Below are 16,577 nucleotides of genomic sequence, written 5' to 3' on the forward strand. Positions count from 1 at the left end.
AAACAGATCCTTTGTTTTCTCATGTCCTGGGTCCTTTAGGGCGATGGGGCGCTGGACTGCGTGACGTTTACCGGGCGGGCAAATGCATCGAAAGTGCTGGCATGCCAGAGATGGTTGACTCCGTCCTGGACGACGCTGCGCATAATCACGGGCCGGATCCTTGCACTGGCGGGATCGTTCATGCCACCGAGAATCGAGCCATACTCTCCATGAAAGGGCTGGCCGGCAGCGTTGGATTCGGCCATGTAGCTGCTAGTTTCAGTGCGCACAATCGTGCCGGCGGCACTGAGCGTTTCCACTCTCAGCTGTCGCCCGTCGTTGTCGTAGTAACGCATGCCGAAGTAGTGACGCTTCTTGACGCCGTCAGGATTGGTGACCGTGGTGCTCTTCTCCGCCGAGCAGGTTGTACAGGGATACGAAGGCATCTGCGTAGGCATCCCCCATAACGTGGTGAAAGGGCTGGAGTAGTCGTAGGACCATATCAAGGGAGAAGTCATGCCCGATCCGGAGAGCGTCTTGCTGTTTAAACTCATGACATCGAAATAGTGCGGGACCAGCAATGTGTACTCTGGATCAAGTGGATCGCCGCCCTGCACGCACTCGGTCACATGGACACCACTACGAAAGTGCCGCCTATTGTCGAACGCAAATATGCCCGCCATCCCTGAAGGGTGCGTCGCTGTCAGGGTGTAATTGACGGATAGCGCTGGCGGGGTATGGCTGCACCAAGGCATGGCGGCCATGCCGACAGGCTCCGCAGGCGGCATCAAGCTGCCACTGTAGGAATACCGCCACTGGCTCCCATCGGGGTTGGTCACCTGCGTCAAATCGCCGTGCGCGTCGTATTGGTACGACCATGTACGACCATGCGCGAACACGCTGCTCAATCGTCCATTGGCATAAGTCAAGGTTATTTCCCGGCCATCGGAGGACCAGATACGAATCGGATGACCGTTGCTGTTGTACTGAAACTCTACGGTATTGCCGAAGCGATCTTCCACCCTGCTTGCCAACAGGTAGTACTTCTGGCGATCGAGATAGACCTCGACAGGAAACTCACCTGAAGCGGGCTTGACATACTTCATCAGCCTGGCCGCCGTTCGGATCACACCCACGTCAAAGAAATAGCGCACTCCCGAACTGGTGGTCATCCGGAGCCCCTCGCCCGCGAGCCCACTTTTCATTGGAATGCAATCAAAAACATCACGTTCCGCAGTAGTGAACCTATACGTTCCACTGGAGGGGCGCGGCACTGAAGCCTGAATACCCATGACGCTCGTCGTACCCCTGCGGGGAACATGCACCGTAATGCCCTGCCAGTACTCAGCGCGATAGAAATTGCTTGCCACTGTCGCTGGAACACTGCCGACGGAGCAACGTGTGGCGGACCATCCCGAAGATGATGGATACACCGCTGCGACATAGGGCACATCGATATCCCAGTTGCCCATGCCCAGCAGCCGCCCATCATACGGCGCGAGGTTGTTCTGGGGCTGCAACTCGACGGACAGGCGCCTACCAAGCTGCACAGCAAGTGCGTTGTTTCCAGGAACATCGATATCGGTGACGGAGAAGTCGGCCGCACCGTTATACAGACTTACCTGATCGCCAAAGACTCCGTTGTCGAGCGGAGAAATGTTCTGCGCAGTTTCGACGCGCTTCCTGTAATCGAGATAGGGGTGTATGCCTTCTGAACCCGATGCCGACTCCTGACGAGCGGGCAGCTCCATATCGGACGCGCCGGACAGACTCCCATCACCTTGATCCTGAGCGAAAACCAGTCCGCTCACCAGGATCAGCGGGTAAAACACCTGGCGTACCTGTGCGCTACGTACCGACATATCCACATCCATGCGTGACGGTCAAGTGGCCCCAGCATCCATCAACCTCTATCGACATTCAAGTCCATTGGCCACTTGTCGGAGACGATGGCGAAAACACATATGCGTCGGCACCCCGGATCCATCACCGGGAAAAGCCATGGACTTGTGTCATTCCGGTGACATTGGGCACCTAGCTGTGTAAACCCAGCAGGTTGTTCAGTGGTATGCGGGAGATGGGTGGTTTGTAGCCAAGACTGGCGTGAGGGCGGTGCCAGTTGTAGTGGTGCAACCAGCCATGGAGGGCATCGGCGCGCTGCCCGGAGTTGTCATAGGCGCGGGCATAGGCCCATTCGCGCAGGCTGGTCTGCACCAGACGTTCGGCCTTGCCGTTGGTGCGGGGCGTATAGGGACGCGTGCGCAGGTGGCGCAGGCCGAGCCGACGGACCAGGCGCTGGAAGCGGCGCGACCTGTAGCAGGTGCCATTGTCGGTCAACACCCGCTCGAAGCACACGCCCAGGCTGCGGTAGTAGCGCACCGTACGGATCAGGGCCTTGCAGGCACTGGTCCCGCGCTCGTCCGGCTCGATGGAGGCGAAGGCCACGCGCGAGTGATCGTCGATGGCCAGGTGGACGTATTCCCAGCCGATGCCCCGGTGCCGGCGCGACCGGTCGCCGGTGACACGGTGGCCGGGGAGCCGATCCGCCCCAGCTTCTTGATATCCAGATGCAGCAGTTGGCCCGGTAGGGCGTATTCGTAGCGGTTGTGCGGCAGCGCCGGTTCCAGTTCGGCCAGCCGATGCAGGCCGGCGCGGCGCAGCACCCGGGCGATGGTGCTTGGCGCCACGGACAGGCGCTGGGCGATCTGGCGATAGGTCTGGCGTGAGCGGCGCTGCTCCAGCACCTGCGCCACGATCACCGGGGATAGGGCGTGGGGACTGGAATGCGGTCGGGAGCTGCGGTCCGTCAAACCACCCGGACCCTCCTCCCGGTAGCGCTTGAGCCACTTATAGGCCGTGCGTACGCTCACGCCGGCCGCGTGGGCGGCCTCTTCGATGCGCAGGCCCTGTACCAGGATGCGGTCCACAAGCAGGGCTCGACCGCGTGGGCTCAAACGGGCATGTTTATGCAGGTTCATCCGGGGCTCCTGGGGGCTGGTTGGCTTCGTAACCCCCATCTTCCAGCGATGCCCCGGATGAACAACCTACTGAGAGATCACACCTAGCGCCCCTTATCAAATAGCTGCTCCACTCCATCGCACGTCGGAACTCAACACAGCCCAAATAGATGTGAACAACTGGCTCTGCACGTTTCGCTCCACACCCTGTCCGTTTATGGCGCGCCAGTCGCGCACAGTACATTGGCGGCTGTAGAGACGGCGATGGCGCAGCACTTTGCTGTCGTAGCGCCTGATTGCGCAGATAAACCACGACCGCGCTACACTTCCTCCCACCCAGACTTAACAATTGGCACTAAGCAGACGAAAGCAACTCTGGGTCTTCTTCTGCCAGATCTCGCTACTTCTCCTTGCGCCAGTTCACCGAGCCGCGGTTCTCCACCGTGCTCGATTCGACTTCGATGTCGAAGCCGCGGCGCAGCAGGTACTTGAGGGTCAGCACCGAGCCGCTGCCGATCAGCGATACGCCATAACCGATGTACAGCTTGGGGTGATGAACTTGCCCACGCCGATCACCGCGCCACCCAGCGCGCGCGACTGGCTGACCCCGGCGTCGTCCAGGCCGAGCCGGGCGCCGACCTGCGCGGCGAGCAGGCCGCTGCCGGCCGACAGCGCCGCGGAAGCGGCATTGACCTGCTGCGCCTGGTCGCTGCTGGCCATGCTCAGGCTGCGGCCGAGTACCAGGTAGGACAGTGCCTCGGACTGCGACATCGCCGGGTCGGACCACACGTCCACGCGCGGCTGCTGCGCGCGGCCGGTGACGACGATGCCGGCGGTGACCTCGCCGATGCCGCGCTGGGCGCGGATGTTGATGCGCGGGTCGGAGACGATGCCGTGGTTCCACAGCAGTTGGCCCTGGGTGATGGTCAGGTCCTGGCCGTAGGCCTTGTAGCGGCCGCTGACTTCCAGCCCGCCGTTGGCGGTCATCTCGCGGCCGGGGCGGGCGCGCACCTGCATCTTGCCGGTGAGCGCGCCCTTCAAGCCGAAGCCGCTCATCTTCACCTTGTCGCCGAGGCTGACCGCCAGGTCCATGTCCAGCGGCGAGGCACGCGATTCCTCCGGATCGACCGGGTCGAGCACCACCACGTCCTCGGACACCGAAGTGCCACGGTCCAGGCGCTCCAGGTCGATCGCCGCCTCGGGCACGTGCACGCTGCCGCGCAGCTCCATGGCGGTGCCGGCCAGGGTGAAATCGAGGTCGGGGTTGGCGACCACGCGCAGTTCGCTGGTGTTGGACACCAGCACCCTGTCGCCACCGATGTGCAGCTGCAGCGGCTGCGCGTCACCGAACCAGGACAGGCCACCCTGCACCTTCAGCGCGCCTTCGCCGCCGGTCTTCACCTCCGCGGCGATGCGCGCCGAGCCATCCGGCTGCGCGGTGAAGCTGCCCTTGCCTTCGCTCAGGGCCAGGCCCAGCGCCGGGAACTCGCCGCTGAAATCGCTGAGCCTGGCCTCGCCGCCAAGCGAAGGCTGGGCACGCGTGCCGCGCAGGCTGACATGGCCTTCGACCAGGCCCTTGGGCCGCACCAGGTCGGGCGAGAACAGCTCCATCCAGTACAGCCGCGACATGTTCAGGTACAGCTCGCCGTTGAGCGCGGCGCTCGGCTCCCAGCCGGTCCGCACCTTGGCATCGACGAAGCCGTCGCCCTGGAAACCGACGCCGAGGTAGCCGTTGATGCCGCCGGGCTGCATGTCCACGTTGATGGAGAAGTGGTCGTAGCGCACCAGTTCGCCGCGGGCGTTGTCGCCCAGGCGGATGCCGCCTTCGGCCGAGGCGACCTTGAAGCTGCCTTCCCAGGCCTTGCCGCGCGGGCGCAGCTGGCCATCGAGGGTGACCTCGCCGCGCAGGTAGATGCGCCGGCCCGCGTTCGGCGGCAGCCACGGCTGCACCAGCGCCAGCGGCAATGCATCGCCACGCAGGTAGACGCCTTCGCGCGGCCAGTTGGCGCCCACGCACAGCGCGCCGCCGGTGTCCGAACCCAGGCAGGTGTCGCCCAGGGCGATGTTGCCGCCCTGCACGCTGAAGGCCGCGGCCTGGCGCAACTGCCAGGGCGCGCCCTTGGCCGGGGCCACCCGCAGCGCCGCCAGCTCGCCGCGCCATGCCGGCCCGGCCTGGCGCACGCTGCCGCCCAGGGCGAGCGCCGCCAGGTCGTTGCGGACATCGGCGTCGAGCCGCAGGTTCTGCACGCTGCCACGCACATCGATGCGCACGCTGTCCAGCAGCATGCCCGCCTCCACCGCGCTGGCCTGCACCTGCAGCGCTCCGTTGTCGCCCTTCCACGGCAGGTGGCCGCTGATGCTGGCCTGGCCGGCCTTCCAGTCGTCCCAGCGCAGCCCGTCGCCGCGCAGGTCGGCGGTGACGTCCGGCTGGGCCGGCGTGCCCCGCAGCTGCAGGGTCCCGGCCAGGCTGCCGCTGGCGCCGGGCAGCAGGTCGGACAGGTGCAGCGGCTGCAGCCGCGCATCCACGTCGAGGCGGTCGCCCACCTTGCCCTTGGCCTCGATGCGGCTGTCGCCCATCACCAGGCGCACGTCGCCTTCGCCCTGGGTGCCCTGAATGGCCAGCCGGGCACGCGCGTCGACGCTGCGGCCACGCAACCTGCCCTTGAGCTGCGGCACGTCCAGGGTGGCCTCGAACCGCATGTCCGCGTCGCCGGCCGGCGACGGCAGCTGCTTGCCGCGCGAGGCAAGCGTGCCGGACAGCTTGCCTTCCCAGCCCGGCACGAAATAGCCCGGGTCGAAGCTGGCCAGGCGCGCATCCACGTCCCACGACAGCGCCGGTTGCCAGGCCGCCGAACCGGTCAGGCCGAGCGAGCCGCCGGGCGTGGTCGCCTCGAGCTTCTCGATGCGCGCCTGCTGGTCGCTGCCGCGCAGGTCGAAGTCGAGGCGGGCGTCCTGCGCCTCGCGCGCCACCTCGGCCTTGCCGATCGCCGCCCAGTTCTTCAGGGTGCCAGCCACGCCCAGGCGCGCTTCCTTCAGGTGCAACGGCACCGGCGTGACGCCGGGCGCCGACGGATCGGGCGCGGGGGTCCAGGTCAGCTGGTTGGCGACCACCGCGAAGCGGAAACCGGGGTTCTGCGTGTCGCTGAAGTCGGCGCTGCCCTGCAGGCGCAGCTCGCCACCGAAGGCCTCCGCCACCAGCGGCGAGACGGTCAACACCTGGTTGTCGATGACGATATTGGACGGTGCCAGCACCAGTTCCTGGTCGCCCTGGCGCACGCGGCCCTGCAGCCGCGCGCTGCCGCCACGCCCGCGTGCGTTGAAATCCAGCGCCAGTGGCGCGGGCGCCTGCGCCAGATACTGCGCCGGCACCAGCTGGCCCAGGTCCAGTTCCTCGCTGCGCGCGGCCACGCTCCACACCGGGTCGTCGCGGCCGTCCAGCACCAGGCTGGCATGCAGCGGCCGCGGGGCGTAACCGGCCAGCGCCACCTCCATGTGCGCCAGGTCGCCGCGCGCGACCAGCCCCAGCCGCGCCCGCGGCTGGCCCGGACGCGCCGGCATCAGCGCGCGCACGGTAAGGTCGGTGCGGTAGTCCTGGCGCGGCAGGTAGTGGCCGTCGATGCGGAAATCGCCCAGGTTGCCATCCACCTGCAGGCCGATGGCGCGGAATTCGCCGTCGGCCGCTTCCAGGCCACCGCGGATGCGGGTGATGTCGATCGGCGGCGCATCCTGCTGGACGATGCGCAGGCCATCGATCTCGATGGTGTCGGCCTGCAACGCCAGCGGCAGGGTGATGGCCGGCAGCACGTCCGGCCAGCGCGGCAGCTCGAACGGCTTCTCCTCCGGCGGCCCCAGTTCCAGCTGCGCGTCGGTGATGCGCAGCAGGTCCAGGCGCAGCTTGCGCCCCAGCAGCGGGCGGATGTCCGGGTCCAGGTAGGCCTGGGCGGCGCTGAAGTGGATGTCCTGGTAGCGGAAGTCCAGGTCGTGCAGCACCAGCGGCCCGGCCAGCGGGCCTTCGACCTTGCTCCAGGTCAGCGACGAATCGGCCGGCAGCCGCGCCACCACCTGCGCCAGCAGCACGTCGCGGCCGGCCACGGTCTGCAGCAGCCAGTACAGCGCCAGCGACGCCAGCACCACCAGCACGCCGATGCCGATGCCGCTGCGGATCGCCAGCGTGCGCATCCGCGCGCGGCGCCGCGCGCGCAGTTCGGCGATGCGCGCCTCGCGTTCCTCGGGGGTGATGTCGGCAGGCGCGGCGGACGCGGGACGGCGGCTCACAGGTCGGCTCCGATGTTCAGGTACAGCTGGAACTGCGAGTCGGGGTGGTTCAGGCCATGGGCGATGTCGATGCGCACCGGCCCGACCGGCGATTTCCAGCGCACGCCCAGGCCCACGCCGGTATGCAGGTCGATGGTGTTGTCGAAGGCGCTGCCGGTATCGACGAACACCGCCGCGCCCCACGGGCCGCCACCGAAGTAATGCTCGTACTCGGCCGAACCGACCACCAGGTGCTTGGCGCCGAGCGCGTACTTGTCCGGGGCGGGCGTGCGCGGCCCCACCTCACGCCATGCGTAGCCGCGGATCGAACGGTCGCCGCCGGCGAAGTAGCGCAGGCTCGGCGGCATCGCCACCAGGTCGCTGGTCCAGGTGGTGCCAGCCTGGCCGCGCAGGATCAGGCGGTCGCTGTCGCCCAGCGGCACGTACCAGCGCAGCGTGGCGTCGGCCTGGATGAAGCTGGTGTCCGAACCGGCGCCCTCGATGCCGCCGCGCAGGGTGGCGTTGCCGCTGAAGCCGCGGCGCGGGAACGCCTTGTCGTCCACGTCCACGTAGTCGGCGGTCAACTGTGGGTACACCAGCGTCGAGTACTGGTAGACCGCGTCGGTGAACTGGTCGCCGGAGCTGTAGCGCCAGCGCTCGCGCAGTGCGTTGACCGAGGCGATGGCGGTCCAGTACTCGTTGATCTCGCCGCTGCGGCTGCCGATCAGCTTGAAATTGCGCATGTCGATGTAGCGGGTCTGCTCGTCGTAGGCGCTGACCGCGAAGGTGTACCAGCCGTCGAGCCAGCGGAACGCGGGTATCCGGTAGCTGGTGACCAGGCTCTTGCGCTTCTGCGCGTAGTCCAGCTGCGTATTGAGCTTGTGCCCGCGGCTGTTGACGTAGCGCCGCTCCACCCCGCCGCGCACACCCGGGCCGCTCTCGCTGCCGTAGCTGAGGCCGGCGGTGTAGATGGTGCGCTTGGCCAGGGTCAGGTTCACGTCCACCGGCACCTCGCCGTCGCCATAGGCGTCTTCCGGGCGCGGCTGGATGTCGATCGTGCTGAAGTAGTCCAGCTTGGTCAGCGATTCGCGCAGCCGGTCGAGCTTGCCCTCGTGCCAGTAGCTGCCCTGCTCCCAGTACACCAGCGGGTCGAACAGGCCCGGGCGGAAGTAGTCCTGGTTGAAGGTGATCCGGCCCATGTTGTAGCGGCGGCCGCTGTCCCAGCTCAGGAAGATGTCGGCCGCGTTCTGCGCGCGGGTGATCTCGACCTTGCGCTGGGTGAAGTCCGAGTCGAAGTAGCCGCGCTCGGACAGGCGCCGGGTGATGACGACCTTGCTGGCCTCGTAGGTACTGTGGTCGAACGGCTCGCCCTCGCGCGGCTGGAAGTCCTCCAGGTCCCGCTGCAGGTAGCGGTCGCGCGCGGCCGGGCCGGTGATGACCACCTCCGACTGCCGTACCCGCACCGGCTCGCCCTTTTCGACCTCGATCACCACCCGCACGGTGTCGCCCTCGCGCGGGGCGTCCACGGTGATGGTCGGGTTGTAGTAGCCGAACGGCTCCAGCGCCTGCCGGGTCTGCCGCTCGGCCTGCGACAGCAGGTATTCCAGGCGCGATTCGCCCTGCACCTTGCCGATGGTGTCGTACAGCGACAGCGACACCTCGATGTTCTCGATGATCGCCGCGTCGTCGCCCTTGTCCAGTCCCTTGATCTGGACCTTCTCGATCGTGCCGCGGGCATGGGCGAAGGGAACGGCGGCGAACGTCGCCAGAACAAGGGCAAATGCGGGGGTCTTGGGCAGCATAGCGACAGCATACCGGGCGCTTGTGAAGGCCGGAATCATCACGGCGATTTCATCTGGACGGTTAAATTATCGTGAACGCATCCAGCCACTCCGGTCATGCATGCGTCGTCGCGGCACCGCCGCGGGCGAGCCCGCTCATGGAAGAGCACCGGTCCGACTGGGTTCCACCGTCCACCCGCCCCGAGCCAGGAATCCATCCGATGAAACGCCAGCTGCTGAGCGCCGCGATCTGCGCCGCCATCACCGCCTATTCGCCACTGTCCTTCGCCCAGTCCGACGACAGCGGCGACAAGAAGGGCGTCGAGACCCTCGACCGCATCACCGTCACCGGCTCGCTGATCCCGCAGGTCCAGGTGGAAACCGCCACCCCGATCACCTCGATCAGCGCGCAGGACATCCAGAAGCAGGGCTTCAAGGACGTCTACGAGGTGCTGCGCTCGCAGCCGCTGGCCACCGGTGCGGTGCAGGACAGCCAGTTCTCCGGCGGCTTCACCCCCGGCGCCAAGCCGATCAGCCTGCTGGGCCTGGATCCGGGCTTCACCCTGGTCCTGATCGACGGCCGCCCCATGGCCGATTACCCGCTGCTCTACAACGGCCAGAGCAATTTCGTCGATCTGGCCAGCATCCCCACCTCGATGGTCGAGCGGATCGACATCGCCCCCGGCAACCAGTCGTCGATCTACGGCTCCAGCGCCATCGCCGGCGTGGTCAACATCATCCTGAAGAAGCGGCTGGACGGCACCCAGATGAGCTTCCGCATGGGCAGCTACGACGGCGGCGGCGGCGGCAACCAGCGCTTCCAGCTGACCAGTGGCCACAGCTGGGACAAGCTGGACCTGACCGCCGGCCTGCAGCTGAGCAACCAGGACCCGATCTACGGCTTCAACCGCAAGGATTTCGACTCCACCAACGACAATCCCAACCCGGCCGCGCGCTATGGCAGCCGCACCTTCGTCCACAACGCCAGCAATGGCGCGTACATCGATCCGGGCGCCGCTGCCTGCGCGCCCCTATCCGGCCTGTTCGGCGGCACCACCATCTATGACACCCGCCCCGGGCGCGGCAACTACTGCGGCAGCCGCTACGAGCCGGGGTATTCGACCATCCTCAACAAGGAACGCAGCGCATCGGGCTACGCCAACCTGAACTATGCGCTCAACGACAGCACCGACCTCTACGCCACCGTGCTGCTCAACCGCACCAAGAACGAGAGCAACTCCGGTTCGCGCTTCTGGCAGCCGTCGATCGATACCAGCGGCTACATCTTCAACAACCTCACCGGCGACCTGGAAAGCTACCAGCGCATCTTCTCGCCGGAGGAAACCGGGGACCGCGATTTCAACAACGAGCGCCAGACCGCCGATTCCTACAACGTCGCGCTGGGCATCAAGGGCACCGTGGGCCAGTCCAACTGGGACTACAACGCCTACTACGCGCGCTCGGAGTACCACATCGACAGCCGCCAGTGGTGGCCGTTGAAGGACAAGATGGAAGACTTCTTCCGTGAGCACTTCCTGGGGCCGCAGCTGGGCGACTATTACGGCTACCCGATCTACGAGCCCAACGATGCCGGCTTCTACAAGCCGCTGACGCCGGAACAGTACCGCAGCTTCCAGGGCGAGATCCGCACCAAGTCCAAGACCTGGACGCAGAATGTCAACCTGCAGTTCACCAACACCTCGCTGTTCTCGCTGCCGGCCGGCGACGTCGGCTTCGCCGGCGTGCTGCAGGCCGGCCAGCAGTCGTGGAGCAACCCCACTGACCCGCGCGTGGTCAACGACCAGTTCTGGGGCCTGAGCGGCACCCAGGGCGCGGGCAAGCGCGACAACTGGGCCGCGGCGGTGGAACTGCGCGTGCCGATCTTCAGCCGCCTCACCGCCAGCCTGTCCGGCCGCTACGACGATTACAAGAACAAGGGCGGTGGCAGCGATTCGCGCGCGACGTGGAAGGCGGCGCTGGAGTTCCGGCCGCTGGATTCGCTGCTGTTGCGCGCCAACTACGCCACCGCGTTCAAGTCGCCGGACATGGCCTACGTGTTCGCGGGCGACAGCGGCTTCTACACCTTCGTGCCCGACTATTACCGTTGCGCCACCGAGGAACCTGGCGTGCCGATCAGCCAGTGCTCCTACAACGACGAACAGGTACGCGGCTCGCGCGCGGGCAACCCCGACCTGAAGTCGATCACCGCCAAGTCGTGGGGCGGCGGCGTGGTGTGGTCGCCCAATGCGCAGTTCACCGTCAGCGCCGACTACTACCGCATCAAGATCGACAACAAGGTCGCCGATCTCGACCTGGACCTGCTGCTGCGCAACGAGGCGGCCTGCCGCCAGGGCCAGCTGGACGCCAGCTCGCCCACCTGCGTCGATGCCCTGCAGCGCATCGGCCGCGCCGGGCCCAACGCGCCGCAGCCGAACCAGATCAACACGGTGGCGGTGAACCCGATCAACGTCGCCAAGGAGGACGTCAGCGGCATCACCGCCAACATGGACTACCGCTGGGCCACCGATGCGTGGGGCAGCTTCATGCTGGGCGCGCGCTACAACGTCACCCTCAAGCATGAGAGCCAGCAGTATCCGGAAGACCCGGTGATCGACCTGCTGCGCGATCCGTACTATTCGTCCGAGTTCAAGAACATCTTCAGCGGCACCGTGGGCTGGCAGATGGGCGACTGGACCACCACCCTGTACGGCATCCGCTACGGGCGCACGCCAAACTTCGCCGCGCAGGACAGCACCCAAGGCTATGCCGCCAACAACGCCGGCCGGGTCAAGGCGTGGACCACCTTCAACCTGACCGTCGACTACGCGGTGACCGACGACGTTTCGCTGAGCCTGACCGCCAACAACCTGACCGGCGAACGGCCGCCACGCGACCGTACCTACACCAGCTATCCGTACTACAACATCTTCAACTACAACGGCTACGGCCGCTCCTACATGCTCGAGGTGAACTGGCGTTTCGGGCGCAGCCAGTAATCCGCGCGGCCAGGGGAACGAACAGGGGCGGCCATGGCCGCCCCTGTTTTTTCATTCCGCCGCCTGCAGGCGCCCGCGCAGCGGCGCGAGCCGGTCGGCGTAACGCCGCCACTCCTCGACATTGCGCGCATGCACGGGCTCGCGCACCTGCACGCTGCTCAGCGTGGCGGTGGCCGCGGCGTTGCGGGTCAGGTCGCTGGCACCCTGCTCGGGGGCCAGCCCGCAGCGGGCCAGCACCTGCGCCAGCGCGGCGTCGGGATCGCGCACCATCGCTTCGTAGTCGATCTCCAGCACCCGCCCGGGCAGGTGCCGCTGCCAGGCGCGCATCAGCTGCGCGTGGGCGTGGTGGTGGGCGGCCAGCGCATCCAGGTCGTAGCTGTAGCCGTAGGAGTCGCCGAACATCGCCCGGTAGTTGGAGAAGCACACCGCCATCGGGTCGCGGCGCACGTACACGATCAGCGCCTGCGGCAGCGCGCGGGCAATGGGCCCGGCCAGCAGGTAGTTGGGCGGCAGCTTGTCGATGAAGCGGCGCTGGCCCTGCAGCCGCCAGCGCACCTGGCGCAGGTAGCCCCGGCCGATGCCGCGGTAATCCAGTGTCGCCAGCGCCTGCAGCAGCGGCGGGTCCAGCAGCGCGCGCCCGGCCTGGTCGGCGGCCCAGCGCAGCTGCTGGGCGAAATCGCCGAGTTCGCCGGCCGCGGCCACCTGCGAATGGTTGCCGAGCATGCGCTCCAGCACCGTGGTGCCCGAGCGCGGCATGCCGACGATGAAGATCGGCTGGGCGCCGCCGTCGGCCTCGGCACCATCGGCCGCGGCGAAGACACCGTCGGCCGCGAGCCGCGCCATGGCCGCGTGCTGGGCGGCATCGGCCAACGGGTCGTGGCGCAGCCGCCGCCACATCACCGCGTTGCCCTGGCGCAGCGCTTCCCAGGCGCCGTCGAGATCGCCCAGGTCCTCCAGTTCCTTGTACAGCGCGAACCACAACGCCGCCGCGTCCTCGCCGTCGGCCGCCACCGCCTGCAACTGCCGGCGCAGTGCGTCGACATGGTGTTCGCCGGCGTCCCAGCGGCGCAGGCGCGCACGCGTCAGCGCGGCGCGGCCATGGCCCGGGCGCAGCTGCAGGCAGCGCGCCAGCGCCTGCCCGGCCGCCTCCAGCTCACCGTTGAACTGCAGCTGCACGCCAAGGAAGTAGTGGAAGTCGGCGTTGTCGAAACCGGCCGCGGCGGCGCGCCGCATCAGCCGCAGCGCGTCGGCGTGCAGGCCCAGCGACTGCAGCACGTGGGCCAGCGCCGCCAGGGTGGACGCATCGTCGCAGCGCGCCACGCAGGCCTGCCGCATCAGCGTGGCCACGGCTTCGCTGTCGCCCACCCGCAGCAGCGCCTGCGCCACCCGCAGCAGCAGCGCGGGATCGTCATACACCTGTGTGGCAGCCTGCTGCAGCTGCTGCACGGCCTCGCGCACGCGCCCCTGGGCCAGCACGGTGCCGGCCAGCATCACCCGCGCGTAGGCGTGCGCGGGCTGCCGCTCCAGCACCGCCAGCAGGTGCCGGCGCGCCTCCGGCATGTCACGACGGGCCAGGGCGGCCTGCGCGGACTGCCAGGAGGCGGCCACGTCCATGCGTCAGCCGGACAGGTGCTCGATCGCCGCGACGCTGCCCAGGCGGTCGCCCAGGGTGCGCAGCAGCGCCAGGCGGTTGCCACGCAGCGCCGGGTCCTCGGCGTTGACCATGACCCCGTCGAAGAACGCATCGACCTGCGGCCGCAGCCGCGCCAGCCGGCCCAGCACGCTGACGTAGTCCTTCTGCGCCAGTGCCGCGCCGGTGTCGTCGATTGCGGCGACCACCGCCTCGGCCAGTTCGCTCTCGGCCGGCTCGCGCAGCAGCGCCGGGTCGATCGTGCCGGGGATGTCGCCCTCGGCCTTGCGCAGGATGTTGCGGATGCGCTTGTTGGCCGCGGCCAACGCCTCGGCTTCCGGCAGCTGGGCGAAGGTGCCGATGGCGTCGATGCGGCGGTCGAAGTCGTACAGCGAGGCCGGCTTCAGCTCGGCCACGGCGTTGAAGTGCGTGGCCGGCACGCCCCTGTCGGCGTAGTAGCCCTTAAGGCGGTCGAGGATGAAGTCATAGAGCTCGCCCGCGTCGGCCTGCACCCCGCGCCCGGCCAGGCCGGCGTTGGCGGCGGCCAGCAGCGCCGGCAGATCCAGATCGAACCCCGACTCGATGATCGTGCGCGCCAGGCCCAGCGCATTGCGGCGCAGCGCGAACGGGTCCTTGTTGCCGGTCGGCTTCAGCCCCGCGGCGAAGCCACCGGCCAGGGTGTCCAGGCGCTCGGCGATCGCCAGCACCTTGCCCAGCGGCGAGGCGGCGATGTCGTCGGCGGCGAAGCGCGGCTGGTAGGCCTCGTCGATGGCCAGTGCGACCGCGGGCGATTCGCCACCGGCCACGGCGTAGTGGCGGCCGGCGATGCCCTGCAGTTCCGGGAACTCGCCCACCATGCGCGACTGCAGGTCGTTCTTGGCCAGCTCGGCGGCACGCCTGGCCTGCACCGGGTCGGCGCCCACCTGCGGCGCGATCACCTGCGCCAGCGCGCCGACCCGCTGCACCTTGTCGGCCACCGTGCCCAGCTTGGCCTGGTAGGTGACGCTCTTCAGGCCTTCGCCCATCGCCGCCAGGCCCTGCTTGAGGTCCTCGTCGAAGAAGAACTTGGCGTCGGAGAAGCGCGGGCGGATCACCCGCTCGTAGCCCTTGGCCACCTCGGCCACGTCCTTCGATTCGATGTTGGCGATGCCGATGAACTTCTCGGTCAGCCTGCCGGCGGCATCCAGCACCGGGAAGAACTTCTGGTTGATCTCCATCGTTTCGATCAGCGCTTCCTGCGGCACCGCCAGGAACTCGCGCTCGAAGCTGCACAGCACCGCCGACGGCCATTCGACCAGGTTGACCACCTGCTCCAGGTTGTCGTCGGTGATGCGCGCCACCCCGCCGGCCTGCGCCGCGGCGGCGTTGACCTCGTGCACGATGCGCTCGCGGCGCGCGTCGGCGTCGACCAGCACGCAGGCCGCCTTCAGCGATTCGACGTAATCGGACGGGTGGCTCAGCCACACCTGCTTGTCGGCCATGAAGCGGTGGCCGCGGCTGAAGCGGTCGGACTTCAGGCCGAGCAGCTCGGCGTCGACCACGTCGTTGCCGTGCAGCAGCACCAGCCAGTGCACCGGGCGGGCGAAGGCGTATTCGTGCGCGCCCCAGCGCATCGGCTTGGGGATCGGCATCGCGGCGATGGCCTCGCGCACGATCTCCGGCAGCAGCGTGGCGGTCTTCGCGCCCGGCGTCACCGAGCGCAGCACGAAGCGTTCGCCCTTCGCGTCGGTGGTGCGCTCCAGCGCGGTCCAGTCGATGCCGGCCTTGGCGGCGAAGCCCTGCAGCGCCTTGGTCGGTTCGCCATTGGCGTCCAGCGCGATGTTCAGGTACGGGCCGAATACTTCCGAGTGCTGCTCGGGCTGTTCGGTTTCCACGCCCGGCAGCAGCACCGCCAGGCGGCGCGGGGTGGACAGCGGCTTGGCGTCGTCGCGCTCGAAGGCGATGCCGCGCCGGGCCAGCCCGTCGATCACGCCGTCGAAGAACGCCTGCGCCAGGCCCGGCAGCGCCTTGACCGGCAGCTCCTCCACGCCCAGTTCGATCAGCAGCGGCTGCATGCTCATGCCTGCACCTCCTTGGCCGCCACCGCTTCCAGGCGCTTGGCCTCGTACAGTTTGGCCACCGCCTGGGCCAGCGCGCGCACGCGCAGGATGTAGCGCTGGCGTTCGGTCACCGAGATGGCGCGGCGCGCGTCCAGCAGGTTGAACGAATGGCTGGCCTTGCACACCTGCTCATAGGCCGGCAGCGGCAGCCCTGCCTCGACCAGCTTCTGCGCTTCCTGCTCGCAGGCGTCGAAGCGATGGAACATTTCGGCCACGTCGGCATGCTCGAAATTGTAGGTGCTCTGCTCCACCTCGTTCTGGTGGTAGACGTCGCCGTAGCTGACCGGGGTGCCATCCGGACCGTAGGTCCACACCAGGTCGTAGACGTTGTCGCAGTTCTGCAGGTACATGCACAGCCGCTCCAGGCCGTAGGTGATCTCGCCCAGCACCGGCTTGCACTCCAGGCCGCCGGCCTGCTGGAAGTAGGTGAACTGGGTGACCTCCATGCCGTTGAGCCACACTTCCCAGCCCAGGCCCCAGGCGCCGAGGGTCGGCGATTCCCAGTTGTCCTCGACGAAGCGCAGGTCGTGCACCAGCGGGTCGATGCCCAGCGCCTTGAGCGAATCCAGGTACAGCTGCTGGATGTTGTCCGGGCTCGGCTTCATCGCCACCTGGTACTGGTAGTAGCGCTGCAGGCGGTTGGGGTTCTCGCCGTAGCGGCCGTCGGTGGGGCGGCGGCTGGGCTGCACGTAGGCGGCGTTCCAGCTTTCCGGGCCGATCGAGCGCAGGAACGTGGCCGGGTGGAAGGTGCCGGCGCCCACTTCCAGGTCCAGCGGCTGGATCAGCACGCAGCCCTGCTTCGCCCAGTAGTCGTTGAGGGTCTGGATCAGGCCCTGGAAAGTGATGGGAACGGTGGGAGTCGCGGACATGCTGCCTGGGCC

At 67.7% G+C, this 16,577-nt stretch carries 6 protein-coding genes and 2 pseudogenes; 1 reads left to right on the forward strand and 7 read right to left on the reverse strand.

The genetic code is table 11. The features are described 5' to 3' along the window. Positions 1-35: 35 nt before the first annotated feature. The 4 genes and pseudogenes from B1L07_15765 to B1L07_15780 form a co-directional block, all read right to left on the reverse strand. Complete coding sequence (locus B1L07_15765) at positions 36-1,184, reverse strand: hypothetical protein (GenBank protein AUZ56292.1); 1,149 nt, start codon at positions 1,182-1,184, stop codon at positions 36-38. A gap of 829 nt (positions 1,185-2,013) precedes the next feature. Further along, positions 2,014-2,957: pseudogene (locus B1L07_15770) on the reverse strand (IS481 family transposase). Positions 2,958-3,336: 379 nt separating this feature from the next. Continuing rightward, a pseudogene (locus tag B1L07_15775) lies at positions 3,337-7,115 on the reverse strand (pathogenicity protein). A gap of 92 nt (positions 7,116-7,207) precedes the next feature. Then, positions 7,208-8,992 carry a hypothetical protein gene (locus tag B1L07_15780; protein AUZ56293.1) on the reverse strand — a complete coding sequence of 595 codons (1,785 nt, stop codon included), beginning with the start codon at positions 8,990-8,992 and terminating at the stop codon, positions 7,208-7,210. Between the two features lie 200 nt (positions 8,993-9,192). Here B1L07_15780 and B1L07_15785 point away from each other — a divergent pair, with 200 nt between their 5' ends. Beyond that, complete coding sequence (locus tag B1L07_15785; GenBank protein ID AUZ56294.1) at positions 9,193-11,967, forward strand: TonB-dependent receptor; 2,775 nt, start codon at positions 9,193-9,195, stop codon at positions 11,965-11,967. Between the two features lie 51 nt (positions 11,968-12,018). On the opposite strand, the gene B1L07_15790 is transcribed toward B1L07_15785, so the two are convergent. Genes B1L07_15790 through B1L07_15800 form a run of 3 tightly spaced genes read right to left on the reverse strand, consistent with a single transcriptional unit; the run spans position 12,019 to position 16,565 of the window. Next, positions 12,019-13,581, reverse strand: coding sequence for a sulfotransferase family protein (locus tag B1L07_15790; GenBank protein AUZ56295.1), 1,563 nt, complete (start codon positions 13,579-13,581; stop codon positions 12,019-12,021). 3 nt (positions 13,582-13,584) lie between these two features. Continuing rightward, positions 13,585-15,657, reverse strand: coding sequence for a glycine--tRNA ligase subunit beta (locus B1L07_15795; GenBank protein ID AUZ56296.1), 2,073 nt, complete (start codon positions 15,655-15,657; stop codon positions 13,585-13,587). Next, on the reverse strand, positions 15,654-16,565 hold the full coding sequence (locus B1L07_15800) for a glycine--tRNA ligase subunit alpha (GenBank protein ID AUZ56297.1): 912 nt from the start codon (positions 16,563-16,565) through the stop codon (positions 15,654-15,656). The genes B1L07_15795 and B1L07_15800 overlap by 4 nt, the downstream gene beginning before the upstream one ends. Positions 16,566-16,577: the final 12 nt, after the last annotated feature.

Source organism: Stenotrophomonas acidaminiphila (assembly GCA_002951995.1).
Lineage (GTDB): Bacteria > Pseudomonadota > Gammaproteobacteria > Xanthomonadales > Xanthomonadaceae > Stenotrophomonas > Stenotrophomonas acidaminiphila_A.

What these genes read in the sequence shown, in the direction of transcription:
- B1L07_15765 (AUZ56292.1), bottom strand. Translation starts at nt 1,184, where the DNA reads ATGAAAAGTGGGCTCGCGGGCGAGGGGCTCCGGATGACCACCAGTTCG.
- B1L07_15780 (AUZ56293.1), bottom strand. Translation starts at nt 8,992, where the DNA reads ATGCTGCCCAAGACCCCCGCATTTGCCCTTGTTCTGGCGACGTTCGCC.
- B1L07_15785 (AUZ56294.1), top strand. Translation starts at nt 9,193, where the DNA reads ATGAAACGCCAGCTGCTGAGCGCCGCGATCTGCGCCGCCATCACCGCC.
- B1L07_15790 (AUZ56295.1), bottom strand. Translation starts at nt 13,581, where the DNA reads ATGGACGTGGCCGCCTCCTGGCAGTCCGCGCAGGCCGCCCTGGCCCGT.
- B1L07_15795 (AUZ56296.1), bottom strand. Translation starts at nt 15,657, where the DNA reads ATGAGCATGCAGCCGCTGCTGATCGAACTGGGCGTGGAGGAGCTGCCG.
- B1L07_15800 (AUZ56297.1), bottom strand. Translation starts at nt 16,565, where the DNA reads ATGTCCGCGACTCCCACCGTTCCCATCACTTTCCAGGGCCTGATCCAG.